The organism is Flavobacterium sp. HBTb2-11-1, assembly GCF_009826975.1.
In the GTDB taxonomy this organism is placed as follows: Bacteria; Bacteroidota; Bacteroidia; order Flavobacteriales; family Flavobacteriaceae; genus Flavobacterium.
The window spans coordinates 540,827-564,926 of sequence record NZ_WUMO01000002.1; the positions used below are offsets into that span (position 1 = coordinate 540,827).

The 24,100-nt window shown below is 35.2% G+C and carries 23 protein-coding genes; 11 read left to right on the forward strand and 12 right to left on the reverse strand.

Annotated elements, in window-relative coordinates; genetic code table 11:
- Window positions 1-93: 93 nt before the first annotated feature.
- The 4 genes from GR162_RS07290 to GR162_RS07305 all read right to left on the reverse strand — a co-directional run bounded on the left by GR162_RS07290 (window position 94) and on the right by GR162_RS07305 (window position 4,464).
- Window positions 94-849, reverse strand: coding sequence for a LytTR family DNA-binding domain-containing protein (locus tag GR162_RS07290; RefSeq protein WP_119790403.1), 756 nt, complete (start codon window positions 847-849; stop codon window positions 94-96).
- A gap of 5 nt (window positions 850-854) precedes the next feature.
- A complete protein-coding gene (locus GR162_RS07295) occupies window positions 855-1,949 on the reverse strand; it encodes a sensor histidine kinase (RefSeq protein WP_160781568.1) in 1,095 nt (364 codons plus the stop codon).
- Between the two features lie 26 nt (window positions 1,950-1,975).
- On the reverse strand, window positions 1,976-3,022 hold the full coding sequence (locus tag GR162_RS07300; RefSeq protein WP_008463462.1) for a beta-ketoacyl-ACP synthase III: 1,047 nt from the start codon (window positions 3,020-3,022) through the stop codon (window positions 1,976-1,978).
- Between the two features lie 608 nt (window positions 3,023-3,630).
- Window positions 3,631-4,464 (reverse strand): universal stress protein, encoded by an 834-nt coding sequence (locus GR162_RS07305; protein WP_160781569.1) that lies wholly within the window; start codon window positions 4,462-4,464, stop codon window positions 3,631-3,633.
- A gap of 212 nt (window positions 4,465-4,676) precedes the next feature.
- Between GR162_RS07305 and GR162_RS07310 the strand changes: the two genes are divergently transcribed.
- The 7 genes from GR162_RS07310 (at window position 4,677) to GR162_RS07340 (ending at window position 9,224) form a co-directional block, all read left to right on the forward strand.
- Complete coding sequence (locus GR162_RS07310; RefSeq protein ID WP_160781570.1) at window positions 4,677-5,261, forward strand: Crp/Fnr family transcriptional regulator; 585 nt, start codon at window positions 4,677-4,679, stop codon at window positions 5,259-5,261.
- A gap of 85 nt (window positions 5,262-5,346) precedes the next feature.
- On the forward strand, window positions 5,347-5,880 hold the full coding sequence (locus tag GR162_RS07315; protein WP_008463456.1) for a YceI family protein: 534 nt from the start codon (window positions 5,347-5,349) through the stop codon (window positions 5,878-5,880).
- Window positions 5,881-5,892: 12 nt separating this feature from the next.
- The gene (locus tag GR162_RS07320) at window positions 5,893-6,111 is read left to right on the forward strand and encodes a 4-oxalocrotonate tautomerase family protein (RefSeq protein WP_008463454.1); all 219 of its coding nucleotides are present in this window, start codon (window positions 5,893-5,895) and stop codon (window positions 6,109-6,111) included.
- A 20-nt stretch (window positions 6,112-6,131) separates the two neighbouring features.
- Window positions 6,132-6,869 carry an SDR family NAD(P)-dependent oxidoreductase gene (locus tag GR162_RS07325; protein ID WP_160781571.1) on the forward strand — a complete coding sequence of 246 codons (738 nt, stop codon included), beginning with the start codon at window positions 6,132-6,134 and terminating at the stop codon, window positions 6,867-6,869.
- Window positions 6,870-6,889: 20 nt separating this feature from the next.
- Window positions 6,890-7,264, forward strand: a complete 375-nt coding sequence (locus tag GR162_RS07330; RefSeq protein WP_008463450.1) for a nuclear transport factor 2 family protein — start codon at window positions 6,890-6,892, stop codon at window positions 7,262-7,264.
- A 6-nt stretch (window positions 7,265-7,270) separates the two neighbouring features.
- Entirely contained in the window at window positions 7,271-8,338 is a 1,068-nt protein-coding gene (locus GR162_RS07335; protein WP_160781572.1) for a nitronate monooxygenase family protein, read from the forward strand.
- Between the two features lie 490 nt (window positions 8,339-8,828).
- Window positions 8,829-9,224, forward strand: coding sequence for a DoxX family protein (locus GR162_RS07340; RefSeq protein WP_160781573.1), 396 nt, complete (start codon window positions 8,829-8,831; stop codon window positions 9,222-9,224).
- A 214-nt stretch (window positions 9,225-9,438) separates the two neighbouring features.
- Here the strand turns inward: GR162_RS07340 and GR162_RS07345 are convergent, their stop codons facing one another.
- The 8 genes from GR162_RS07345 to GR162_RS07380 form a co-directional block, all read right to left on the reverse strand.
- Entirely contained in the window at window positions 9,439-10,206 is a 768-nt protein-coding gene (locus tag GR162_RS07345) for a LytTR family DNA-binding domain-containing protein (protein WP_160781574.1), read from the reverse strand.
- Window positions 10,187-11,203: a sensor histidine kinase gene (locus GR162_RS07350; protein WP_160781575.1), complete on the reverse strand. Its 1,017-nt coding sequence runs from the start codon at window positions 11,201-11,203 to the stop codon at window positions 10,187-10,189. The genes GR162_RS07345 and GR162_RS07350 overlap by 20 nt, the downstream gene beginning before the upstream one ends.
- Window positions 11,204-11,451: 248 nt before the next feature.
- Window positions 11,452-12,180 (reverse strand): thioredoxin family protein, encoded by a 729-nt coding sequence (locus GR162_RS07355; protein WP_202393915.1) that lies wholly within the window; start codon window positions 12,178-12,180, stop codon window positions 11,452-11,454.
- Between the two features lie 107 nt (window positions 12,181-12,287).
- On the reverse strand, window positions 12,288-12,698 hold the full coding sequence (locus GR162_RS07360; protein WP_160781576.1) for an organic hydroperoxide resistance protein: 411 nt from the start codon (window positions 12,696-12,698) through the stop codon (window positions 12,288-12,290).
- A gap of 92 nt (window positions 12,699-12,790) precedes the next feature.
- Window positions 12,791-13,777, reverse strand: coding sequence for an alpha/beta fold hydrolase (locus GR162_RS07365; RefSeq protein ID WP_160781577.1), 987 nt, complete (start codon window positions 13,775-13,777; stop codon window positions 12,791-12,793).
- Between the two features lie 257 nt (window positions 13,778-14,034).
- Window positions 14,035-14,445, reverse strand: a complete 411-nt coding sequence (locus GR162_RS07370) for a cupin domain-containing protein (RefSeq protein ID WP_160781578.1) — start codon at window positions 14,443-14,445, stop codon at window positions 14,035-14,037.
- Window positions 14,446-14,866: 421 nt separating this feature from the next.
- On the reverse strand, window positions 14,867-16,123 hold the full coding sequence (locus GR162_RS07375) for a retropepsin-like aspartic protease (RefSeq protein WP_160781579.1): 1,257 nt from the start codon (window positions 16,121-16,123) through the stop codon (window positions 14,867-14,869).
- 238 nt (window positions 16,124-16,361) lie between these two features.
- Window positions 16,362-18,863: a hypothetical protein gene (locus GR162_RS07380; RefSeq protein WP_237421314.1), complete on the reverse strand. Its 2,502-nt coding sequence runs from the start codon at window positions 18,861-18,863 to the stop codon at window positions 16,362-16,364.
- Window positions 18,864-19,599: 736 nt separating this feature from the next.
- On the opposite strand from GR162_RS07380, the gene GR162_RS22240 reads away from it, so the two are divergent.
- Genes GR162_RS22240 through GR162_RS07395 form a run of 4 tightly spaced genes read left to right on the forward strand, consistent with a single transcriptional unit; the run spans window position 19,600 to window position 23,566 of the window.
- Window positions 19,600-20,757: a contractile injection system protein, VgrG/Pvc8 family gene (locus GR162_RS22240; RefSeq protein WP_237421315.1), complete on the forward strand. Its 1,158-nt coding sequence runs from the start codon at window positions 19,600-19,602 to the stop codon at window positions 20,755-20,757.
- Window positions 20,758-20,775: 18 nt separating this feature from the next.
- The gene (locus GR162_RS22245) at window positions 20,776-21,408 is read left to right on the forward strand and encodes a phage baseplate assembly protein V (protein ID WP_237421316.1); all 633 of its coding nucleotides are present in this window, start codon (window positions 20,776-20,778) and stop codon (window positions 21,406-21,408) included.
- 27 nt (window positions 21,409-21,435) lie between these two features.
- Window positions 21,436-22,965: a hypothetical protein gene (locus tag GR162_RS07390; RefSeq protein WP_160781581.1), complete on the forward strand. Its 1,530-nt coding sequence runs from the start codon at window positions 21,436-21,438 to the stop codon at window positions 22,963-22,965.
- Between the two features lie 7 nt (window positions 22,966-22,972).
- On the forward strand, window positions 22,973-23,566 hold the full coding sequence (locus GR162_RS07395; RefSeq protein WP_160781582.1) for a hypothetical protein: 594 nt from the start codon (window positions 22,973-22,975) through the stop codon (window positions 23,564-23,566).
- Window positions 23,567-24,100: the final 534 nt, after the last annotated feature.

Sequence of the window (24,100 nt, forward strand, 5' to 3'; positions counted from 1 at the left end):
CGCAGTTTTTTATAGCAAAGAATAGCCGTTTACAATACAAAAACTTAGAATCTCAGCCTCTCATTCCCGAAGACTTGGGATAGCATCTCAAAATTAGCGATCCATCCACTGTTTAAAGAAAGGCGTTTTTTCGCGACTTATGATTACCTCGCGTTCTGGATCAAGTTTTAATTGGATCTTTAGTTTTGCGTTGAAGTAGTTGGCAATAGATTTAATGCTTTCTGCACGAATGAAAAACTGGCGGTTGGCACGGAAGAAAATATTTGGATCTAATTCTTGTTCCAGTTCTTCCATAGTTTGCGGAATAGAAATAATTACACCCGATTTTAGGAATAAATTACTCGTTTTAAATTCAGAATATATAAAATCAATATCGGAGACATCTACGCTTTTGTAACCGTCGCGATAGGTTACTAAAAAACGCATTCTGAATACAGGTTTCTCAATCAGTTCTTTTAGAATTCCAGCTATATTGGTAACGTTGGCTTCGTTTTTATTTAAAGATTTAAATTTGTTTAAGGCAAACTCCAATTCGTTCTTTTCTATAGGTTTCATCAAGTAATCGATGCTGTTAACCTTAAAAGCGCGAATCGCATATTCGTTATACGCTGTCGTAAAAATAACAGGGCAAGTGATTTCGATTTCGTCAAAAATAGCAAAGCTTAGTCCGTCAGCTAAGCGGATGTCCATTGTAATGAGATCTGGAGGTGGATTCAATTTTAGCCATGCAACAGTATCTACAACTGTATCAATAATGCCAAGAATTTCGCAGTTGGGTTCGAGCTCTTCCAATAGCCTTTTTAAACGGCTGGCGTTAATGCTTTCATCTTCTACAATTAAAATTTTCATAACTCTTACATTAATGGCAGACGTACGTCATAATAACCGTTTGATTCAGTGAAAATCGGCATTCTCTGAGATAAAATTTTATAGCGGAATTCGATGTTTTTATTTCCAATTCCTGTCGAAACCAACGTTTTTCCAGCGGTTCTTTGCAAATTATTTCGAACGACAATATCGCCAGAATCAGAAAAAACAGAAATAGCAAGCGGATTCGCTAAAGTTGCCATATTATGTTTTACAGCATTTTCTACCAATAACTGCAAGGTTAAAGGCGGCAAATGAAGAGCTAAAGCAGACGAATCAACCTCAATTTTTAAGTCGATTTTTTCTCCCAATCTTTTCTTCAACAAATAAAAATAGGCATTCAGAAATTCAATCTCCTCTTTTACAGTAATCGTGTCTTTATTTGAGTTTGAAATCATATAACGATATACTCTCGTTATATTTTCTAAGAACGAAGCGGCTTCTTTCTGATCTTCATAAATCAATTCTGTCAAAGTGCTGAAATTATTGAACACAAAATGCGGATCTAACTGCATTTTTAAAGATTCTAATTTTGAACGTGTTACCGCTTCTTGAAGTTCAGAAGCTCTAACTTTTAATTCAGCAGTTTCTATAGCTTTTAAACGCCACCTGTTTAGAAGAAATATTCCAGTATGAATGGCACTTATGAAAAGCGAAATAATCGCAGCCATAATTTTAGACTGCCAAATGGTAACCAGATCATTTTCTTCTAAGGCTGTACATGGATAGAAATAATCCCAGACACTGGAAAAAATAAAATTTAAGAGACTATTTCCGGCAATTAAACAAATAAACTGTGCTATTGCCCTAAATGCCGGATTTTGTTCCCATCTTATATAATAATTCAATCTTCGGCCCACAAAAAGTGTGAGCTCTGTCAAAATTGCGCAATAGACTAAAATAATGAAAATATCAAAGGTCTGGTCTAAATCGAGCAGGCTTTGTTGTTCGAAATCTCGGTACGGATTGAGCCAATAATAAGAAGAAAGATAAACCAAAAAAACGGCTGGAATTACTATAACTCTGTAATATTTATAGAAAAAATTCTTGCCTGATTTTTTATTTTGGTTCTTTCTACTCATTAATTCATTCAAAAAATCCTATCTCATTAGTGTTCTACCAGAACAGCTTCTGCCTTAGTGGTTGCTGTAATAGTTTCAGCTGATTTTCTCTCGCGCATAACTCCCCATTTTAAGCAAGTTGCTCCCCATGAAAATCCTGCTCCAAAAGTAGTTATCAATACATTCTGTCCTTCTTTAAAATCATCTTTAAAATCCCATAAACACAACGGAACTGTTGCAGAGGTTGTATTTCCGTAACGGTCAATATTTACTTTTACTTTTTCGAAATCAATTCCTAAACTTTCGCCAACAGCAGTAATAATTCTCAAATTAGCCTGATGTGGAACCACCCAGTCAATTTGGTCTGCTTCTAATTCATTTTTTGCCAAAGCATCTTGCGAAACCTGGCTCATGGCCGCAACGGCTCTTTTAAATACAAAAGCACCATCTTGTTTTAAATAGTGTGTTCTATGTAAAAGACTCTGCATAGACGTTGGATTTCTAGAACCTCCAGCTGGCACAGCCAAAGAAGAAACTCCACTTCCGTCCGTTTTCAGGATTGTTTTCATTAGACCAGCATCAGATTCACTTTTTTCTAATAAAATGGCTCCTGCTCCATCTCCGAAAAGAATACACGTATTACGGTCTTCGTAATCTACGATTGAGCTCATTTTATCTGCTCCAACGATGATTAATTTTTTATAACGGCCACTTTCAATCATGTTTGCCCCCATTTCCAGCGCATACAAAAACCCGCTGCAGGCTGCATTCATGTCAATTCCAAAAGCATTTGTAAGTCCGCTTTTATCGCAAACAATACTTGCTGTTGGTGCCAAAATGTGATCCGGAGTAGCTGTTGCTACTAACAAAGCTTCTATTTCTTCGCGGTCTACATTATAATTTTCGATAAGATTTTCAATCGCAGCTGCGGCAAGATCAGATGTTGCCGTATCGTCATCTGCGATTCTGCGTTCTCTAATTCCAGTTCTTTTGATGATCCATTCTTCCGATGTATCAACTGTTTCTGAAATTTTTTTGTTGGTTAAAATTGATGATGGTACGTAACCACCTATAGCTGTAATTACTGCGCTCATTGTTTTTTATTTTTTTTAAGCTTTGTACTCTTAGAACCCAACGCTTAACACTTTTTTTCTTTTTTTGGACTGCTCATGATAGGAATAGAATCTTTGAGGTACCACAGGAAACCAATATAGTATTCCTTAAAAACCGATTAAATCTGTTGGCAATAACTTTTCTTGAGAAATAATGTTTAAAAACTTAACAAACTATGAACATTATACAAAATCCAATTAAAATAAATTAAAAACCTATACAAAGTGTTCTCTCGGTATAACTCTGTATAGAACCTTTAATTTACCTTATTTTTAAAATCATACAATGCGGTTTCAGTTTGCAGATAATTCCCAATTTTAGCTGTTGCTGTACTGATAAAAAAACCTTTCTGCATTACGTTTTTAGAGTGCCACAAAATTAATTTAAAAATATCTTAAACCAGCAGGTTATTAAGAATAATTAACAAAACTGGCTGAAATGTTAAAGTATAATTTTGAAATTCGACAATTAGCTCCAAAAATTATAGAATCTCTAAAATCAAAAAATATCTGTTAAATTTTATTTTGATACTATTTCCTCAAAAAAACTTTATAATTTTTATATCATTAATTTTAAATCAAATCAATCGTTAATAATTCGGAAATGACAATAATGGGATATCTAGACCCGCTGCCAGAATCCTAGTTTTGCTTCTGTGAACCAAAGAATCCCAAAAACCGTATTTTTGAGGCACCATAATCAGCAGATCGGCCTCATAATTTTTAATTTCTTTCCTGATTTCGTTAATAACAGCATTCGATCTTACCGTTTTGTACAAATATTTTACGTCTTCAAATTCTTTTTCAATATTTGAATTCATCAAAATTCTCTGCTGCTCTTCTTTCAAATCATCCAATTTATCATCGACAGTAAAAAACTCAATTTCTGCACCAAAACCTCCTAAAGTATTTTTGATCCAGCTGAATTTCTTAATAGCCGAAAAACTTAAGCTGTCACAAGCATATAATACCTTTTTTATGTTCACAAAACGGGCAGCCTGAGGAACAGCCAAAACCGGAATCTGTAAGTTTTTAATCGCTGTTGTCGTTGAATTTCCTAATAATTCCTGCTCAAAAGAACGCTCAGCCATTCCCATTACGACAGCATCGGCGTTGGTTTCCTTAATGATTCTCGAAAGCTCATCTTCTAAAAAAGAATAAGTACAAATTGCTGCTGTTTCTATTTGAAATGAATCGGCTATTTCTTTAGCTACATTTTCAAGCTTAGAAATTGCTCGGTCAATCTGCTTCTGCATTGCATCTGCTGTTATATGCGAGTTGGCACTATGCACACTCAGAGAAAATGAATTAAATAAAACCAATTTTGCGCCAGTAGCTTTGGCTAAACCAGCAGCATACGCAACGGCGTTATTTGCAATATCAGAAAAATTTGTCGCGGCGATTATAGTAAGAGGTGAAATCATAAATTTTGTAATTAAGCTTTCTGCAAAATTGCCCAAATAAACGCTTTACACCTTTTTTATATCACCGAATAATCATTTTTTACGACCCAACCGTAAAATTTCATCCCCGAAAAAACAGGCTTTATTTTTTGGTTTCTTACTTTAAAAACAAGAAAAATCAAGTCTGTCAGTTTTTATATTTATTATTTTTACTTTTTATTAAAACTTAGCGAATGGACGCCAAATCTCTCTTAAAAGAACATGTTTCTAAAATTGTTTCATTGACCGACGAACAATTCGAGTATTTCTTTTCGCATTTTAAAACAGAAACTTTTAAGAAAGGGCAAACTGTTATTAGCGAAGGCCAGAATGTTGATAAAGAATATTTTGTTATTTCGGGCTGTTTAAAATCTTTTTATGTTAATGATGAAGTAAAAATGTATATTCTGCAGTTTGCCATGCCTACTTGGTGGGCGTCAGATTATGCGGCGCTTTACAACAAAACCAAAGCAACAATTAATGTTGATTGCATTTCGGATGTTGAAATTCTCTCTCTTTCAAATGACGACCGAGAAAAACTCTGCAGAGAAATACACGAAGTGGAGCATTTTTTTAGATGGAGAACCAATCGCGGTTATGTGGCTTCTCAGAAAAGATTGCTTTCTTTTATGAATAATGATACGAAAACGAGATACGAAGAACTGCTGGCTCTCTATCCTGCCCTATACAATGCTGTTCCCAAACATTTAATTGCGGCTTATCTGGGCGTTTCGCGAGAAACTTTAAGCCGATTGTACAACGTTTCTAAACCACACTAACAAATGTGATCTACATCACGTAATCAATTTTGAATACCGCCATTACTTTGTATCATAAATTAATAACAATTTAAAATACAGAATAATGGAAACTAAAAATTTTAAAATTTCGAATACTGAAAGTCAAGTAAACTGGATAGGAAAAAAAGTTACTGGACAGCACAATGGAACAATTAATATTCAAGAAGGCACTTTTACTTTTTCTAATGACGAACTGACTGGAGGAAATGTTGTAATTGACACCACTTCTATCGTAATTCTTGACGTCACAGATCCTGCAACAAATCAGCAATTTGCCGGACATTTGGCTTCAGATGATTTCTTTTCTACAGACAAATTCCAAACAGCAGCTTTAGACATTACAGCTGTTTCTAAACAATCTTCTTCAAATTATTTTATTGAAGGCAATCTTACGATTAAAGCCATTACACATCCAATTGGTTTTAATCTTGAAGTAAAAAGAAACGATAGCGACTTGAAAGCTACGGGCAAAATCATCATTGACCGTACCAAATATGACATGAAATTCCGTTCTGGAAACTTCTTCACTAATCTTGGCGACACTTTAATCTACAACGATTTTGAATTGGATTTTAACCTAACAGCAAAACTTGCTTAATATCTAGAAATCATGCCATATGTAAAAATTGAAGTAACTCGTGAAGGCGTTACAAGAGAACAAAAGCAAAAGCTAATATCTGGAATTACACAATTAATAACAGATGTTTTGGACAAAGACCCTAGCCTTACACACATCGTAATTCAGGAAATAGAATTGGATGATTGGGGATTTGCAGGCGAACAAGTTTCAGTATTGCGAGAAAAAGGCATTACGGCACAAAAGAAATAATCTCTTTAAAATTAGAAAAAATGAAAACAATTATCATAACCGGTGCTTCTACAGGCATTGGTAAAGCAACAGCACAATTATTTTTAGAAAAAGGGTATAATGTGGTGATCAACTCCGCAAATTTACAAAACCTTGAAAACACATATCAAGAATTAGGTCATACGAACCGATTAGCGATGGTGCATGGCGATGTAAGCCTTATTGCTACCGGGAAAAAATTAGTCGAAACGGCCTTAGAACGCTTTGGAAGCGTTGACGTTTTAATCAATAATGCGGGAATTTTTCAGCCACAATCTTTCTTAGATGTAGAAGAAAAGGACTTGGATCGTTTTTTAAACATTAATTTAAAAGGAACTTATTTTACAAGTCAGGCAGCTGTTAGACAAATGCTGCAACAAGGAGAAGGATCTATTATTAATATCGGAACCGTTTTGGTTGACCATGCTATTGATGGATTTCCTGCTACAGCACCAATTTCAAGCAAAGGCGGCATTCATGCTTTTACCAGACAGCTGGCTGCTGAATTCGGAAAAAACAATATTCGCGTAAATGCCATTGCCCCAGGAATAATTAGAAGTCCGCTTCAGGCTAAAACTGGCGTAGACAATGCTGATAGTTTGGCTGGGCTGCATTTATTAAACCGCATTGGAGAAACCGATGATGTGGCGCAACTGGCTCTTTATTTGGCTGAAAGCAATTTTGTAACGGGAGAAATCATTAATTTAGATGGCGGTCATGTTGCTGGCCATAGCATTTGATAACTTCAAAAGTTAAAATCATGGAAAATTTTAGCACAAATGCAGCTCTAATTACGGCTGTACTTATGAATTATTTTAACGGAATTTATAATGGTGATGTCCCTCTACTTCAAAGTGTATTTCATCAAGAAGCGATTATTGGTTTTGATCTTAATGGAGAAACTCATTTTAAAACCGTAAATCAATATTTGGAAGGTGTAAAAAACCGTAAAAGTCCACAGGAATTGGGAGAAGAATTCAAAATGAAAATCCTATCTTTAGAAATTATCAATAATACCGCTGTCGCGAAAGTTCAGGTTCCGATATTCGAGTATAATTATTATGACTTCTTAAGCCTTATCGTTGTTGATGGCAAATGGGTTATCAGTAATAAATTAGCAACTAAAGTAAATTAAAATACAATGTGGAATTCAACCAAAATAACACAGTTACTAGGCATTGAGTATCCAATTTTACAAGGTCCAATGGGCGGTGGTTTTTCAACTGCCGCTCTTTTGGCTTCTGTAAGCAATGCGGGAGGATTGGGCAGTTACGGTGCTTATACGCTCACGCCAGAAGAAATTCGTGAAGCTGGAAAAGAAATCAAACTCGCTACTTCTAAACCTTATAATATCAATTTATGGGTTAATGATGTCGATAAAAGCCTTTTAAATTATCCTTCAGAAAAACTAGAAAAGATAAAACTGCTTTTTAAACCTTATTTTGATGAATTAGGGATTTCGCTTCCCGATTTATCTTCTGATATTCCTTCTAAATTTGAAAAACAAGTTGAAGTTTTATTCGAACTCAAACCAGCCGTTTTTAGTTTCATTTTCGGAATTCCGTCGAAAGAAATACTTCTAGAAAGCCGAAAGTTGGGAATAAAAACTATTGGCGCTGCAACCACTTTAGAAGAAGCGCTTGCACTAGAAAATGCCGAAGTCGATGCTATTATTGCTGCAGGATTTGAAGCTGGCGGACATAGGCCATCTTTCCTAAAACCTGCACAAGATTCTTTTACAGGATTATTTACCCTTGTACAGCAATTAAAAGCTAAAACCAAAACGCCAATTATTGCTGCAGGAGGAATTATTGATGCAAAAGGCATAAAAGCTGCTATGGCTTTAGGTGCCGATGCTGTGCAATTGGGAACTGCTTTTATGGTTACCGATGAATCTGGCGCGGCTCCCATTCACAAAGAAATGCTTTTTTCAAACCCAAACACTCCAACAACAGTTTCGAAATCACTAACAGGAAGAATGGGCAGAATGATCAGCAATACCATTTCCGACGCTGTTCCTTTTGAAACTGAAGTATTGCCTTTCCCGCTTCAGACCAAATTAATTGCACCTTTAAAAGTAGCCGCGCTCGCGCAAGGAAGAACTGATATGGTTAGTTTTTGGTCTGGACAAAATACAAGTAATTTAAAACATCATAAAGCAAGCGAGTTAATGCAGGCTTTGATTGCTGAAACATCTGCTTTGCTGTAGTTTTTTACCGCAATCCCGATAGCAATCGGGAGCTAAGTTTTTTTGCTTTAGATTATGTTTTTAAGTTCGCAAAGCATTGTATTTATAATCTCGCAAAGTCGCAGAGTAGCAAAGGATTTTATTTTTAAGCCACAGATTATTGTGATTAAAGGAATTTGTCTCTCGCAGATTTAGCAGATTTAACAGATTTTTTTCATATTTAAAAATATAATCTGCTCAATCTGCCAAATCTGCGAGAAATAAAGAAAACTTTGCGACTCTGCTACTTTGCGAGATTAAAAATCATAATATTTTCACACAAAGCTTTGCGAACTTAAAATCTCTAAGCATTTATATAAAAAAGATCCTTGCGCTCTTTGCGGTTAAAAAACACCACCCAACATCCCGTCCATTTCACCCCGAAGTTTGTCCGCTTCAACATATTTTCGATTTCGATTTTAAGGCTTTCAACGCACATTTGTACCGTTAAATAACTTTAAATATCAAAATCATGAACTCAAAAACAACAAAAATTATCTATTGGACAGGCGCAGTATTAACTTCTTTATGGTTTGGCGCAAGCGGTTTCTTCGAACTAACAAATAATCCATTAGTTTGGGGAATTACACAGCAATTGGGTTATCCAGCACATTTTATTTATATCCTTGGCGTTTTTAAAGTAGCCGGAGTAATTACACTTTTAATTCCGAACAAATTATTGCGATTGAAAGAATGGGTTTTCGCAGGCGTATTTTTCGACATCATTTTTGCTCTCTTTTCAAAAATAGCCGTTTTAGGTTTTGGTGCTGCGACTGATGCCATTGTAGCCTTTATAATGGTAAGCGTAACTTATGCAATGTATAGAAAACTATATACAGCAACTTACGTTCCTTCAGAAATCAATTAATACAAATTACATTAAAATAAAAATGCCTAATAATTAAACATTAGGCATTTTATTATTTTCTATTTAATCTTTCTTTAATTAATTATCATGAAAAAGATCATCTTAATTCTCTGTTTTATACTTTCAGCTTTGTTCTTTATAAGCTGCTTTATGTTTCCTGGATTGTAAAATCAAACCAATTAGTTTATCTGAAAAAATGATGAATTAATTGGTTTTATCGATTTTCCAGCCAGCTTAAAAATGCCGTTGCTTTTTCTTTTCCAACCAATAATTTTTCTTCTGTTGGCACACTTAATTTCACAATTATTTTACGCGAAAAATAATGTTCTGCTTCTCGAATTGCCGAAAAATTAACCAAATATTGTCTATTGATTCTAAAAAACTGAATTGGCGATAAAAGCTTATAGATTTCGTCTAAAGACTGCGTCAACGGATATTCGTTTTTATCTAAAGTCATTATTGTCGGAGTTTCGTTTTTGATGAAAAAGAACGCAATATTTTCCGTTAAAACCGTTTGATATTTGTTGTTTTTGAAAACCAAAAAACTGCTTTTTCCTTTGTTTTCGCCATTTCGCGTTAGCAAATAATCAAAATCGGGCATTGCTTTTTTATTTCTCTGAAAGAAGTTTTTCAGTTCTCCCGCTTTCTTCAAAGCTTGCGAAATGCTTTCTCTTGAAAAAGGCTTTAAAACATAATCAATTCCGTTTGACTTAAAAGCGTCGATTGCATAATCATCAAAAGCGGTACAGAAAATAACAGGCGATAAAACCTCAACATTCTTAAAAATCTCAAAACACTGACCGTCTGCCAGCTGAATATCCATAAAAATCAAATCGGGCTGATCGTTTTCTGAAAGATAATCCACCGCCCCGTCAATGCTTTGTATATACGACAAAATCTGAACATCGGGTCTGATGCTCAGAATTAGCTGGCCAAGAGCTTTGGCTGTTTTTACTTCATCTTCAATTATTATGATAGTCATAATCAAGTGGTATTTTTACTTTAAAGGTAGTTTCGTCTTTGTCAATTTCAATTTCTTTATGAATCAGGTGCATAAAACGTTGGTTGATATTATCTAAACCAACACCTGTAGACACAGTGCCTCTTTTGAGCTGAATCTTATTTTCGACCACTAAAAACTCATTTTCTGTATAAAGCTTTATTTTGAGCGGTTTATCTAATGAAACGACATTGTGTTTGATGCAGTTTTCAATTAGCAATTGCAATGTAAAAGGCGGAATCGCCGAATCATATTGTTTTGGATTAATTTCATTTTCTAAAACAAATCCGTCTTCAAAACGCGCTTTCAGCAGATAAACATACGAATCTAAAATTTGTAGTTCTTCGCTTAGCGGAATCAAATCCATTTTTCGGCTTTCGAGTGTAAAACGATAAAAATCAGATAGTTTCAAAATAAAATCAGAACTCTGCGGGTCTTGAATATCAACCATAGATTTCAGCGTATTCAAACTATTAAACAAAAAATGCGGATTGACCTGCTGTTTCAATAATTCGTATTGAGCTCCTAGATTTACTGCTTTGGTACGTTCTAGTTCGACTCCCATTTGCTGTGTTTGGTAGTTCTGAAAAAGCAGATGCAAGAACATATACACAATCAAGTTGATTAAAACTCCTCGAAGCTCAAACATGATAGGCGCATCCATTTTTGAAACCTGAAACAATTCTTGATGCGCAATTACCAAAATCACCATCAGCACAATCCCTAGAATAACACTCAGCAAAAGTTTCCAGTTAAACAGACTTTTATTGGCATGGTTAGCAGAAAATTTTGGCAAGCTGTAGATGTTGTAATACCATATAAAAAGGGAAAACAACAGCGTAATCGAAGAATTTATAATAAGATCTCCAGGTGTAGAATCGGCATCAAATAATTTGGGTATCGAAGCCATAACTGCCAAGGCAATCGAGCTTCCCCAAATGACTTTGAGCGAAACCTGAAAACGTTTTTGTTTTTCCATAATTGAAGTTTGTTTTTTTGATCTTACTCTGTCAAAGATAGGTTTATTTTGAAAAATTAAATTAGATTTTTACTCTCGCAGATTTTGCAGATTTAGGAGTTTTTTTTTAGAAAACCAACGTTACACATTTAGTTTGTCATTTCGACGAAGGAGAAATCTCCACAAGTAACTCCATACAGAATGTCGCCAATCTTTGTAGAGCTTCTTACGGAGATTTCTCCTTCGTCGAAATGACAACTAAGGTGACCCTAAGCACGTTTCACCCCAAGAATAGAACCCGATTTTATATCTTGGACAAACCCAATAATTTCAAAATCTTGCATATTAAAATTCTTAGGCAAAGTGATTGTCAAGTTTCCTTTTGCTACTTTCAAATCGATAGTTTGCAAACGCTGTACAATTTGGTAATGTGATAAAACGCGATGTGCATTTTCTCCTCGCTTTACATTGCTTTTAGCCGATTTCTGAACTACTGCAATAAGCAAATGACTGTTTTTAAAAGTACCATTAATACTGTAATTCAGCGACAATTTATCATTTTGCTGTTTGGTTTCTAAAGACAAATCAACCGCAGCGGGTTTTGAAAGCGCCAATTTTATTCCGTTTCTAAGACTTGTTTCCTGAGAACCTATATAATCTGTTTTTCCGTTAATGATTACTTGAGGCGTGTAGATTGGTTCTTTTCCTAGAAATTGAGCGTAATCGTATTGTCTTTTGGTGAAATCAGCATTACTGAAAATATCTTTCCAACCCTGTTTATCCCAATAATCAACATGATACGCCAATACATAAACATTCTTATCCTTGTATTCATTTTGAATTTTCCCCAGCAATTCATCCGCTGGCGGACAGCTTGAACAGCCTTCTGAAGTATATAATTCTAAAAGTGCAAAACCTTTTGAATTGTTTTGGCTGAATATGCTATTTCCAATCAGAAGAAACAGCGAAAAAATCAATATTATTTTTATCCTTTTCATAATTTCTATTTAATTAAACCTGACAGGTTTTTAAAACCCGTCAGGTTTGTTAAGAGTAGAGTTTTCGCGTCAACTCATAACTCATAATTCATAATTTAAAATTCTTTTTAAAGAATATTAATCTCAACGTTTATATTTCCTCTAGTTGCTTTAGAATACGGACAAGTCTGATGCGCTTGAGCTGCCAAAGCTTCTGCAGTTTGAACATCAATTCCCGGAAGGCTGATATTTAATCTTGCCTGAAGAGAATATTCACCTTCGGTTACACATAAATCAACCTCAGCGTCTACCGAAGTTTCAGCTGGAAGTCTAACTCCCAGTTTAGAAGCAGCAATTCCAAGTGCTCCAATAAAACAAGCCGACCATCCTGCCGCAAATAACTGTTCTGGATTTGTTCCCGGACGTGAAGATCCTGGTGTGCTTAATTTGATATTCAATTGTTCATCTGAACTTTGAGAAGCTCCTTCTCTACCCCCTGTTGTGTGTGTTTTTCCTGTGTATAAAATTTTTGTTTCCATGATTTTCTTGTGTAAAATGTTATTTGTAAAAAGTGAAATGTTTATTGATATTGCTTTTTGATTTGGAATTTGGAATTTCAAAAAATTGGAATTTATTTAGATACATCAATTATCGCTTGTGCAAACGCCTTTGGATCTTCTTGCGGAACGTTGTGTCCAATTCCTTTTAAAATTCTGTGCTCGTATTTTCCTTTGAATTTGTTTGCGTACGCTTTTCCATCCGCGAAAGCGCCATCAAAATCACTTCCAATTGTAATGGTTGGAACTTTGATCTCTGGTTTTGCTGCTAAACGTTTTTCTAAAGCATCGTATTTAGATTCTCCTGCTTCTAGAGATTGTCTCCATCTGTAATTATGGATCACAATCGCTACGTGATCTGGATTATCAAAAGATTGAGCCGTTTGATCATAAGTTGCTTTGTCGAAGTTCCATAACGGAGAAGCGATTTTCCAGATTAGTTTGTTGAAATCGTAAGTATTTTGTGTGTAACCTTGTTTTCCTCTTTCGGTTGCGAAATAATATTGGTACCACCATCCTAATTCGGCTGTTGGAGGAAGCGGTTTTAAGTTTGCTTCTAAATTCACCACCAAATAACCGCTTACCGAAACCAAACCTTTTACACGTTCTGGCCAAAGTGCTGACATTACAACTGCTGTTCTTGCTCCCCAATCGAAACCGCCTATTACAGCTTTATCGATTTTTAACGCATCCATAAAAGCGATAATATCACTTGCTAAAGCTGCCTGCTGACCATTTCTAAAAGTGTCTTTCGAAAGGAAGGTTGTTGTCCCGAATCCACGCAAATATGGCGTGAAAACGTGGTATCCTTTTGCGACCAAAATCGGAACCACTTCGTTATAACTATGAATATCGTACGGCCAGCCGTGAAGCAAGATTACTGACGTTCCGTTTGACGGACCTGCTTCGGTATAACCCACGTTTAATAATCCGGCGTTGATTTGTTTCAAGGTTCCTAAAGAACTGTTTACTTCAATTGTTTTTTGATTTGAAGTTTGTGCTTGAGTAAAAGCTGCATTCATAAAAAGAATAGCGATTAGAATATTGGATAGTGTTTTCATAATTTTTATTTTTTGATTAGTTGATTATCAGTTAATTTCTTCGTCAAAGGTATTTTGACAATGCTTGTTTTAAAAGGTAAAAAAAGGTGAAGTGGACAAAGTTGGGGTTGAAGTGGACAGGCGTTTCTTTTGCCACGAAGGCACTAAGACACTAAGTTTTTTTTAAGAATGCTTTTAAGATAAATCCTTTGCGGACTTTGTGATATAATAAATCTTCGCGACTTTGCACCTTCGTGGCAACAACCTGAAACTTGAAACTATTTCTTCATAGTTAAAATAGGTTTTCCTTTTTCTACGATATAAGTTGCCAGTTCCGATGCTTTGGCATTTGTATTATTTTTAGCAGAATGAACTACTCCTGCCGGAATAAAAAGCACTTCTCCTGCTTTTAGTGTCACTGGTTTTTCACCTTCAATTTGATATTCTAGTGAACCTTCAACAACGTAAATGACTTCTTCGCCGGGGTGAGAATGTTTTCCGAAAGCTGAATGCGCTTCAAAATCGATTCTTGCTTGAACCATTTCTTTTCCTGGAGTGCTTAGATCATGTTTTTGCAAATCGATGCGTTTTACTCCTTGTGCTGCAAGCTGATTCGGAACCAAAAAAGCAATGATTCCTAAAACTATAATTGCGATTATAACCCATGTTTTTTGTTTTTTCGTTTCCATAACTTGTGATTTAGATTATTTGTTTTTCTGTTAATTTCTTTGTCAAAAGTATTTCGATAACCCTTCTTACAAAATCAGAAAATAGGTGAAATGGACAAACTTCAGGGTGAAATGGACAGGCTGTAAGTTGTGAATTGTGAGATGTGAAATGAGAGGGATTTTTACCGCAATCCCGATGGCTATCGGGAGCAAGGATTTTTAATTATAGGACTTTGTAAAAGCGCAAAGAACACAAAGCTTTGCCTTTATTTCTTTTTGCCACTGATTAAAAGGATTAAAAAGGATTTGATAACCTTTATTAACCGAAGCTTTATGGACATTATGTAAATCTGAGCGCTCTTTAAGGTTAAAATAAAAATAAAAAATCAGGCATAGTATGTTATTACTATCCTGATTTATATGAATTGTTTTGTGGCTAATTCTAATTCTCTAATTTCAAATAATTGCCATCAAAACTAATCACGACCTTTTCAAATTGGCCGAGAACATCCTGACCGATATTCCCATAGTTTACTTCGCCATAAACGCCATAATCCTTTGGAGCAATTTCCATTTTTGGAAGCTGAATTGTTTTATTTCCGAGTGATATTGGCTGATCTTTTAAAACCAAAACTTCAGTCGAAACAACTTCTGCACCTGCACTAGAAGATTTTGTCGTTTCTAAAGTGCCTATAGAATCAAGATCGGTTTTGAATGTATCATAAAATGCTTTATTAAACAAACTTACTTTTGCGCCGCTGTCAAAATTAAAAGGCAGTGTTTTGCTTTTATACTTCAACATTACAATTGCTCTGAGTTCGTCTACAAACAAGTTCTTTTCGTTTGTTACTGATTCCAATTCTTTAGAAAATGTCAGTTTATCTTTTTCTATGGTAATTGTTCCTAATTCTTTTATTATGGGAAAACCAATAATTCCGTTAATTACATACGCTACATCTGCAAAAGTAAAAGCCTTATCGGGATATACTAAAAAAACCGCGTTATGAATTTTCAGTTCTCCTAAATTAATCTCCGACGCAACACCAATACGGACTTTATTTTTCTGCCCTGTAAAACTCTCCACCGAAATATTCTGGTCTGGCAAAATTTTTACTCCCATTTTTTTCGCTATGCTTTCTGTAATACAGCTAATTCCCGCTCCAGTATCAAAAACAAAATAAGCCAATGTGTCTTTTGCTTTCACTTCTGTCGTAATTAAACCCGCTTTGTCTTTTATGGCAGCAACCGTAATTTTAGTAAACTTATCTATAGATTGTGGCCTAGTACCTCTAAGCATCTTCCAAATTTGCTGCGTGTTTATTTCATCCTGAAGTTCTTCTTTGGTAAAACGCTGCTGAAATTTCATCGTTAAAACTTTAGAAGCCATATAAGCCGAATTGTAGCTAAAAAGTTTGATGTAGTTATCATCTTTCAATTTGGCAAATTCGTACGTATTTATAAGTTCATTGTTTTTTAAACTATCTAAATACTGATTTGATAACTTTGGCTTGTTACACACATTGGAATATAATCCTTTATAGAAATAATAATCTTTACCCTTTTCTTTGCTGTTAAGACTATCCATTTTAGCAAACTGATGCTGTTTACTCAGTTGTTTTAAAATAGAATCCGATTTTGTCTGCCCTAATAGTATTTGCACCGCAAACAAAAGGCCAAGTAAAAGTTTATTAGAATTCATTTATCTGATTTTTTGAATGTTAAATATAAAGAAAATTCAAAAAAAATAAAATTCCAAATTCCAATTCCTTGTCTTGGAATTTGGACCCAAGCGATAGCCAACAGATGAAGTAATTTCAAAAATTAGAATTTAAAAAAAAATCAGGATTAGTATTTTACCACCATCCTGATTTTTCTGAATTATAACTAACTTTTTTTTAACTTCAACTTTTGACTTTCAAATTTTGACTTTCGATTTTTTATCTTCTTCCTCTAAAGCCGCCGCCTCCTCTAAAACCGCCGCCGCCGAAGCCACCTCCATTAAATCCGCCACTTCTTTGGAAATTTTGGAAGTTTCTGGTTTGCATTTCGCCGCGGTCTCTAGAAATAGCCGAACGGTCCAAATCGTTTGTAATATCTGGACGGCCTGCTTCACCAAGCGGTTTATTTGGTTGCCCCAAAGTTTGATCTGCTTTAGGGAAATCATCTCGCATTCCGTCACCCATTCGTGTTTCGCCTCCTAGGTCTTGATTATCGCGTTGCATACGTTCTCCCGCTCCATTTGCACCAAGACCTTGGTTATCGCGCTGAATTCTCTCTCCTGCTCCATTTGCACCAAGTCCTTGGTTAGCTCTATTCTGAATGCCTTCACCCGTTTTTTTAGACGAACCCAAAGTTCCTGCTTGTGTCCAGCCACCGTTTCCGTTATTATAATGGCTCCAATTTCCGTTGGCATCCCTTTTATAGACATGACCATCGTGACCAGCATAAACATTATTATTAGTGTGAATTGTAGTTCCTCCACCTCTTCTATGCGTAATTACGCCTTTATTTCCGCTAGAAGTTTCATAGCCAATCGCAGTTCCGCGTCGGGTTGTAATATGTCCTGTCTGTATCCATTGATTTCCGTTTGTAGCAGCAGAATGTCCCCATTGCGCATACGCATTATGCCCTTGATTGGTTCTCGCATAATTTCCAGTCCACGGATTATAAGTGCTTGCCGCTGTTCTTCCGCCATACCAGCCTTGCACACTGGCAGAACGACCGTATCTGCCAGTAGCAGGATTATACCAAGCCGAAGTTCCAGCCGCGCCATAAGGTCCGTAAACGCGTCTTCCTGCCGCATATCCTCCCGTCCACGGATTGTAAACTGCTCCTCCTCCGTAAGCATAAGGCCACGGACGATAAATTGGATACAGTCCGCCGTAATATACATAAGGCGGATAATACCATCCTGTTCCATAAGTCAAGATAGCGCCAAATGTTGCACCAATAATAAATGCCCCCAAATACCCCGCTGTTGCACTGCTTTCTACCGTTGTATCGGTTGTCGTTTGCGTCACATACGTAACATTGTACACGGGCGAACTTGGCGGAATCGTATAAATTTCTTTCGGAACAGAATCGCATGTTTTCCAAGGTCCGTTCGGACTTGTCGACATAAACCAAACCGCTTGAAAACACAAGTAATATAAATCGCCCACTTTTATAATCTTCTCTTGCGTATTGCTTGCATATTGCATTTTAGTTCCATCGATAGGTTTAAACTGAGGCGTTCCGCCATCATACGATACTTTTACTTTTGACTCAGCATCCGATTTCTTTAAAATAGCGGTTGTCGGAACTTGCGATAACATAACAGCATCATTTGCTTCTTGTGTTCCAGGCACAGATGACAATACATTGGCACGCGGAGAATCTTTCGGAATTTTAGCAAAATCGGCCGGAAGACTATTACTGGCATAACTCCACGGTCCTGTTAGTTCTTTAGACTTAAACCATCTTCCAGACAATAATACATAGTACTGACCTTTATTTTCGTCAGCAAAAATATCATTCTCGGTATTATCAATATATAGCAATTTTGTCCCTGGAATTTTAACAAACTTCGGACTTCCGTTTATGGCAATCAATTCAGCAGGTTTATTGCTGTAGAAAACCTCTGGAGCTCCTCCAGAAGACGGAGGCGGAATCATTTTCTTAACATCATCAAAATTCTGTCCCGAAGGCAGATGGCTTAAACCTGAAGGCAGTTTGGTTGTTTTAGTCCATTTACCTGCGAGATTTTTCGAAGTTAGCCAGATATTCTCCACCAATACATAATAATCTTTTGTGGTTTTATCAAAAAACAAATCCCAATTGGTATTTACCACATATTGAATATCCGTTTTTTCTACAGGCACCAAAACCGGTTCACCCTGCACGATAAGCAAAATGGCAGGATTCGTACTGTAAAAAATGGTTGGAGGGTCATTTTTAGCCGCGATTCCTTTAGACGGACTTTTGGTATGACTCAAATCTGCCAAAATACGATCTACCGAAATAGGGTCTCCGCTTTTAGGCAATGTTTCTTTAAACAGTTTTTCCATTTCTGGCACTTTCTTTTTGTCCAGCGCAGGAAAACGTATATCGGTTACCTGAATATTTTTAATAAAAGCGCTTCGATTGTCTTTGTCGACCAATGTCTCAGCTTTTAAAGAAGCTACACCCAAAACCTGTTTTCCGTCTTTTGGAGTCAGCGAAAAAGCCACTCGGGCAATAATTTCTTTAAAATCTTTCCAGTCATCTATCTGAGGCTGATAATAAACCAATTTTGTACCGTTATTTTCAGCTTCGCGAGGCCAGCCGCGATCTGCAATTAATGTAGAGTCGGCAAGATTTGACTTTTCAGCTTCGGTAGATTGATCTGTTTCTTTATCTTTTTTGCACGAGAACAAAACTGCACTCAAACAAACTCCAATTATTAGAAAAGCATTTCTCATAAATTTAAAAGTTAGATTATTCATTGAAAACTTATTTTCTCGATCGTCTTATAAAATTGTTTCGCATAAAATTAAATTCACCTCATAAATAAAACTACAAATCAGTCCCTTACTTTGTTTCACATTATAATTTGAAACCAAATAAGTGCCTAAATGATTCTTCTTTTCTTGATTTAAGATTGTATTCTGCCACAATTAAAGTGAGCTAAAATGTCACATTGATATTGATTAGGAGCTATTTCCCGCTATCCGTTGCAATCTTTTGTGCTGAACCCCAGTACAAAAGGATTTCCACTTCTATCGGGGCTAGGGCACTCGGTTTCAAACGAAAGTTGTTGCAAAATAAACAAAACAAATAAATGCCCTATTCTATTATTTTTTTGTCTTTTAGAGATCATCGTTATTATTTCTCCCTATCTATATTTACCATAATACCGCACTAAAAATACTGCGCATATACCAGCAGTAAATCCAACTACATTTTAGAAATCCCACTATTCCCTTCTATATCAAAATAAAGGATCGCAAAATTATTGCATCAAATTAACCTTAAAACAAAGAGAATGAGTTTTCTAGCAAACTACAAATCAACGAAGAAAAATGTAACAGCATGAGCAAATTCCAATGCTCCTAATCAATAGAACTTACTGCCAAACAATCGGCTTTTGACGATGTCAAATTCTTAAAAAATAGATTTCAATTTAACCAATCAATACCTTATTTAAATTTCTAAAAAATGTCAAAATTCACAGAACAAGTACATATCACTATAGAAGGCTTTACCCAAAATGTTATCTATTACAATCTTGAGCTTTCTCAAAAAATGGCAGACCATCACCATTTTTCTTTCTTTTGGCAATACACAGGAAAACCTATTATTGCCCCACAAGATCAGGAGAAAGCTTTTAGCAATTACATTGGCAGCGAGGTAATTTTCACCTTTAAAGTAAACGGAATACGCTTAATGTCTAAAGGCAGAATTACAAAATTAGGTTCTATCGATCTGCACGGAAGCCCAGCTGGACTGCACGTAACAGGAACAAGCCATACAATTGCTCTTGATGATATGCCAAAATCCAGAATCTTTCGCGAGAAAAACTTACAACAGATTGTACTCGAAATTTTTGCAGAAGAAAATTCAGGAGAATTCTATCAGAGAGAAGCAATTGTGCCTACCTATACAAAAGAATTTAGTTTTAAGACTCAGTACAACGAAACAAGCTTTGATTTCCTTAAACGTCTTTCTGCACGTTATGCCCAATGGTTTTATTTTGACGGAATGCGTATGCAGTTTGGCCAAATTAAAAACACCGAAATAAAACTTATAAACGAATCTTCACTGCATAATTTTAGCATCGAAGCCAATTTGGTTTCACATAAAACTTCGTTCAGCAGTTATGACTACAATAGCGCTTCTAATATAAAAAATGGTGCAGAAAAAACCTCCGTAGGAAGTCAAGACCGATTTGCCACATTAGCCGTTTTTAAACAGCCTTATATTGTAAGACCCGGACTCGAAAACGGCGCATATACCAGCAATGCTCAAAATAAAGATGAAATTGATGAAATGGTAAAAATGCAGACCGAAGGACGCGATGCCAACAGCATATTTTATAGTGGCACCTCCTATCTGCCAATAGGTTTGGGACAGACTTTCTCTATTGAAAATAAAAACGTAGAGCATCATCTACTGGCAGTTGAAATTATTCACTGCTCTGAGGTAAACGGAAATTACACCTGTAAATTTAAAGCCATTCCCGCCGATGTGGCAGCGCCGCACTACACAGACGTAACTGCATTTGCTCCTGCTGAAAGCCAGTCTGCAATAGTAATTGACAATAATGATCCCGAAAAAATGGGACGCATAAAAGTGGATTTCTTCTGGAATGGCTGAGCAACTAAAAGCGATTGGATGCGTGTTGTACAGCCTTACTCTGGCTCTGGAAAAGGGCTATATTTTAGACCCGAAATTGGCGAAGAAGTTCAAGTAAGTTTTGAAGCCAACAATGCAGAACGCCCGTATATTTCTGGCACCTTTTATAACGGAAAAGAAATGCCCGATTTCTTTGATACAAAAAACCGAATTAAAGGCTGGAAACTCCCTTTTGGGCAGCTTTTCAAGTTTATCGAAAAAGTTAGCATCATACTCTCTGACCCAAGTGGGAATGAACTGCATATGAATGAGGAAACCAAAAGCACCACTTTGACTGTACCAGAGACATTGACGCTTAATTGTAAAAACTTAATTATAAATGCTTCTGAGAGTATTACAACTACTGCGGGAATGAATATTTCTGAAACTGCTACAATAGATAAATCTACAATAGTTGGCGGAATGTTACATACAAATGTTACTGGCAATAGTATGTTTTATGTTGGCGGTAATCATGATGAAAATATTGAAGGTAATTTAAACTCAGATATCAGGAAGGATAAAATTTATACAGTTGCTGGAAAAAACATTCATCAAAGTGAAACTGGACATGAATTTCATTCCGATAAAACTATAAAAAATAATAGCTCCGAAGATACGAGACAAAACTAAACCAGAAGAATATAAAAAAATCAAGAAATGACCAAAACAAGACGTGTTGGCGGTAATGCAACTTACATAGTTGGAGGAACTACAAAAGAATTTGCCAACGAAATAGAAATAAACTCCAACGGGCGTATCAATTATTATGCCCCCGAATATACTTATGGAGATCCAGAGCCAAGGCCAGTTAGAGAAGAACCTGAAATTGCTTTTTCAGGTTGCTGGACTTCAGATTATGAAGGAATGAGAAATTTGGAAAAGGATGCCACTAAGTCTAGGTCAAATCTCGGAGAAATAGTATATTACCAATTAACTGTAAGTAATGATATACCAATTGGAACAAATATAACATTTAAGCTTTGGGATGAAGATTTTGGAGATATACTAAATTGGTTTTTATCAGATGATGATACATTTGATGGCAAAAAAGTGTATCGAAATGCCGTTGTAAGAGAAGTAAACGGAACTCATAAAATGACAGTTAAATTATTTCTCAATCCAAAATGGTATGATGATTTAGTGGCTGACCTTGGACGCTTTAAGAATGGCTGTCTAGACTTTTATTGGACCTGGGAATATAATGGTAAACCATGGACTTCAAATACAAATATACTTAATGTATATCCTTCAAAAACTACTTTGTTTATAAAGCCAGCTTATGAAGGTTATGGTTTTCCAGAAATTAGAACTGCAGACGGAGAGCTTATTGTTTTCTCTGCAGGAATCGTAGCTACTGTAGAACAATCTAAAGAATTAGAAAAAATAATGGATACTATTCTGGATGACATTCAAAATAATGCAATTGCAGATGTTCGCGAAAAAATGGTCAAATACAGCGATAAATTGAGGTATTCTATAGCGGTTAATAAGCTTAAAAAAGGATATCTAGTTAACAATTTAGGCAAAATAGAATTTAGTAAAAGGCTTTATACCAAACCTGTATTTGATAACAGCGGCCAACTTTATGAAATTACCCAAGCAGTCAATTTTGGTTATAGAAAAGAAGGAAAACTTATAACAACAAAAGGAATAAGCCAATTGGATTATTTTAAACAAGTTGGGGTTCGTAATGCTGTTTTAAAAAATGTAGAAAAACTAGATTATGTCTTGCAAGCTTTAGATCTATTAAGTTTTGCAATGGATGAAAAAAAAGTAGAGACCATCACTACCATGTTTGCTCCTTTAGACTTTTTAAATGCTATTGTTTATCCAAGCATAAGCAAACCTATTGAAAAAGTTTGGGATGGAATGGTTGTAGACGCTGTTGAACAAGCTAAAGACAATGGTCTTAGAGGCATATCTGATCTAGCAGTAGCAAAATGGTTTAGCAGAGATACATATGGTGATTATCAACATATTAAAATAAACCAAGATATGTTAAATAATTTATTGAAAGGAAAATATAAGACACTAAAAGATTTAGAAAATAATCTAGAAAATTTTAGAAAATCAATTAATAATTATGATTATCAAACTAGTTTAATTTATACTGTTTTTTATTATACAAAAAAAAACGTGGAAATAGATGAAAAGATAGCATATATAGAGACCATTTTTATAAACTAATTCAAATATGAAACATACCTATATCATTATTATAATTTCTCTATTATTTTTTTCATGTGAATCTAAAAAGCCAATTGAGATTAAACAAACTACTTCTAAGGAAATGGTAACATTTGAAGATAATTTTATGGATCGTAGACAAATAAAAGATAGTATTCGGATTAGTTTTCCGATAGAATTTAAAATAGAAATTAATTCTTCAATTGAATATATTGCATGGATTTATCAAGTTAATAATAAAACTCTTGAAAAAGATTATTTCGATTATGAAGTTTATAATAAACATAACAAGACAAAGTCAATACGCCAATTAGATTTTGATAAACCAGTCAATAGTGCATCAATAGATATCATTGTAAAAGAAAGAAATCATTTAATTTCCAAAAAAGATGCTCAACAAGTATTGAAAAAATACCACATAAATAAATCACTAGATAATTTAAAACCTACTGACACGATAAAATTGGTAGCTTATGATAAGTTTAGAGAAGAAAACAAACTAATCATTCAAGAGCTTAATAAGATTAGTGATTCCATTCATTTTAGAGCTATGAAAAAGGATGGAAGTTTTTTCTATGTAAGCAAAAAAATCAATTGGTAAAAATCAAAATATTGAATAAACCAGCTTGATTATATTATGCAGGTTGAAGTTTTTAATGCACTATTAAAAAATGCAGAAAAACTAGATTATGTCTTGCAAGCTTTAGATCTATTAAGTTTTGCAATGGATGAAAAAAAAGTAGAGACCATCACTACTATGTTTGCTCCTCCGCTGGCGCGAGCGTCCCGCTCGTGAATGCAATGTAAATCAATTTTACAACTAAATCGGCACGAGCGGGACGCTCACACCAGCAGGTGGGGATAGTCCTATAAGTCAATTGGATGAAACCAATAAATCGGCTATGCCTAATCAAGTGTTAATTTATAATCATCAAAGAATCTCTAGAGAATCATTTAAAAGCAACTATTATGGATATATCGAAATATATTAGTTTACTTCTTTTTAGTTTTTTATTGAATAGCTGTCATAAAACTAAATATGTAAAAGATAATAGTTCATTTTGGGGAATTTATTTGAAAGAATGGAATTCATCAAAATGTCCAAAAAAAAATGTTTACCAAAGTTATGTGAAGG

Coding starts and splice junctions, on each gene's coding strand:
- GR162_RS07330 (WP_008463450.1), top strand. CDS start 6,890: ATGGAAAATTTTAGCACAAATGCAGCTCTAATTACGGCTGTACTTATG.
- GR162_RS07335 (WP_160781572.1), top strand. CDS start 7,271: ATGTGGAATTCAACCAAAATAACACAGTTACTAGGCATTGAGTATCCA.
- GR162_RS07380 (WP_237421314.1), bottom strand. CDS start 18,863: ATGAGAAATGCTTTTCTAATAATTGGAGTTTGTTTGAGTGCAGTTTTG.
- GR162_RS07390 (WP_160781581.1), top strand. CDS start 21,436: ATGACCAAAACAAGACGTGTTGGCGGTAATGCAACTTACATAGTTGGA.
- GR162_RS07300 (WP_008463462.1), bottom strand. CDS start 3,022: ATGAGCGCAGTAATTACAGCTATAGGTGGTTACGTACCATCATCAATT.
- GR162_RS07295 (WP_160781568.1), bottom strand. CDS start 1,949: ATGAGTAGAAAGAACCAAAATAAAAAATCAGGCAAGAATTTTTTCTAT.
- GR162_RS07370 (WP_160781578.1), bottom strand. CDS start 14,445: ATGGAAACGAAAAAACAAAAAACATGGGTTATAATCGCAATTATAGTT.
- GR162_RS07395 (WP_160781582.1), top strand. CDS start 22,973: ATGAAACATACCTATATCATTATTATAATTTCTCTATTATTTTTTTCA.
- GR162_RS07325 (WP_160781571.1), top strand. CDS start 6,132: ATGAAAACAATTATCATAACCGGTGCTTCTACAGGCATTGGTAAAGCA.
- GR162_RS07365 (WP_160781577.1), bottom strand. CDS start 13,777: ATGAAAACACTATCCAATATTCTAATCGCTATTCTTTTTATGAATGCA.
- GR162_RS22240 (WP_237421315.1), top strand. CDS start 19,600: ATGTCAAAATTCACAGAACAAGTACATATCACTATAGAAGGCTTTACC.
- GR162_RS07360 (WP_160781576.1), bottom strand. CDS start 12,698: ATGGAAACAAAAATTTTATACACAGGAAAAACACACACAACAGGGGGT.
- GR162_RS07350 (WP_160781575.1), bottom strand. CDS start 11,203: ATGGAAAAACAAAAACGTTTTCAGGTTTCGCTCAAAGTCATTTGGGGA.
- GR162_RS07375 (WP_160781579.1), bottom strand. CDS start 16,123: ATGAATTCTAATAAACTTTTACTTGGCCTTTTGTTTGCGGTGCAAATA.
- GR162_RS07355 (WP_202393915.1), bottom strand. CDS start 12,180: ATGAAAAGGATAAAAATAATATTGATTTTTTCGCTGTTTCTTCTGATT.
- GR162_RS07305 (WP_160781569.1), bottom strand. CDS start 4,464: ATGATTTCACCTCTTACTATAATCGCCGCGACAAATTTTTCTGATATT.
- GR162_RS07310 (WP_160781570.1), top strand. CDS start 4,677: ATGGACGCCAAATCTCTCTTAAAAGAACATGTTTCTAAAATTGTTTCA.
- GR162_RS07315 (WP_008463456.1), top strand. CDS start 5,347: ATGGAAACTAAAAATTTTAAAATTTCGAATACTGAAAGTCAAGTAAAC.
- GR162_RS07340 (WP_160781573.1), top strand. CDS start 8,829: ATGAACTCAAAAACAACAAAAATTATCTATTGGACAGGCGCAGTATTA.
- GR162_RS07345 (WP_160781574.1), bottom strand. CDS start 10,206: ATGACTATCATAATAATTGAAGATGAAGTAAAAACAGCCAAAGCTCTT.
- GR162_RS22245 (WP_237421316.1), top strand. CDS start 20,776: ATGCGTGTTGTACAGCCTTACTCTGGCTCTGGAAAAGGGCTATATTTT.
- GR162_RS07290 (WP_119790403.1), bottom strand. CDS start 849: ATGAAAATTTTAATTGTAGAAGATGAAAGCATTAACGCCAGCCGTTTA.
- GR162_RS07320 (WP_008463454.1), top strand. CDS start 5,893: ATGCCATATGTAAAAATTGAAGTAACTCGTGAAGGCGTTACAAGAGAA.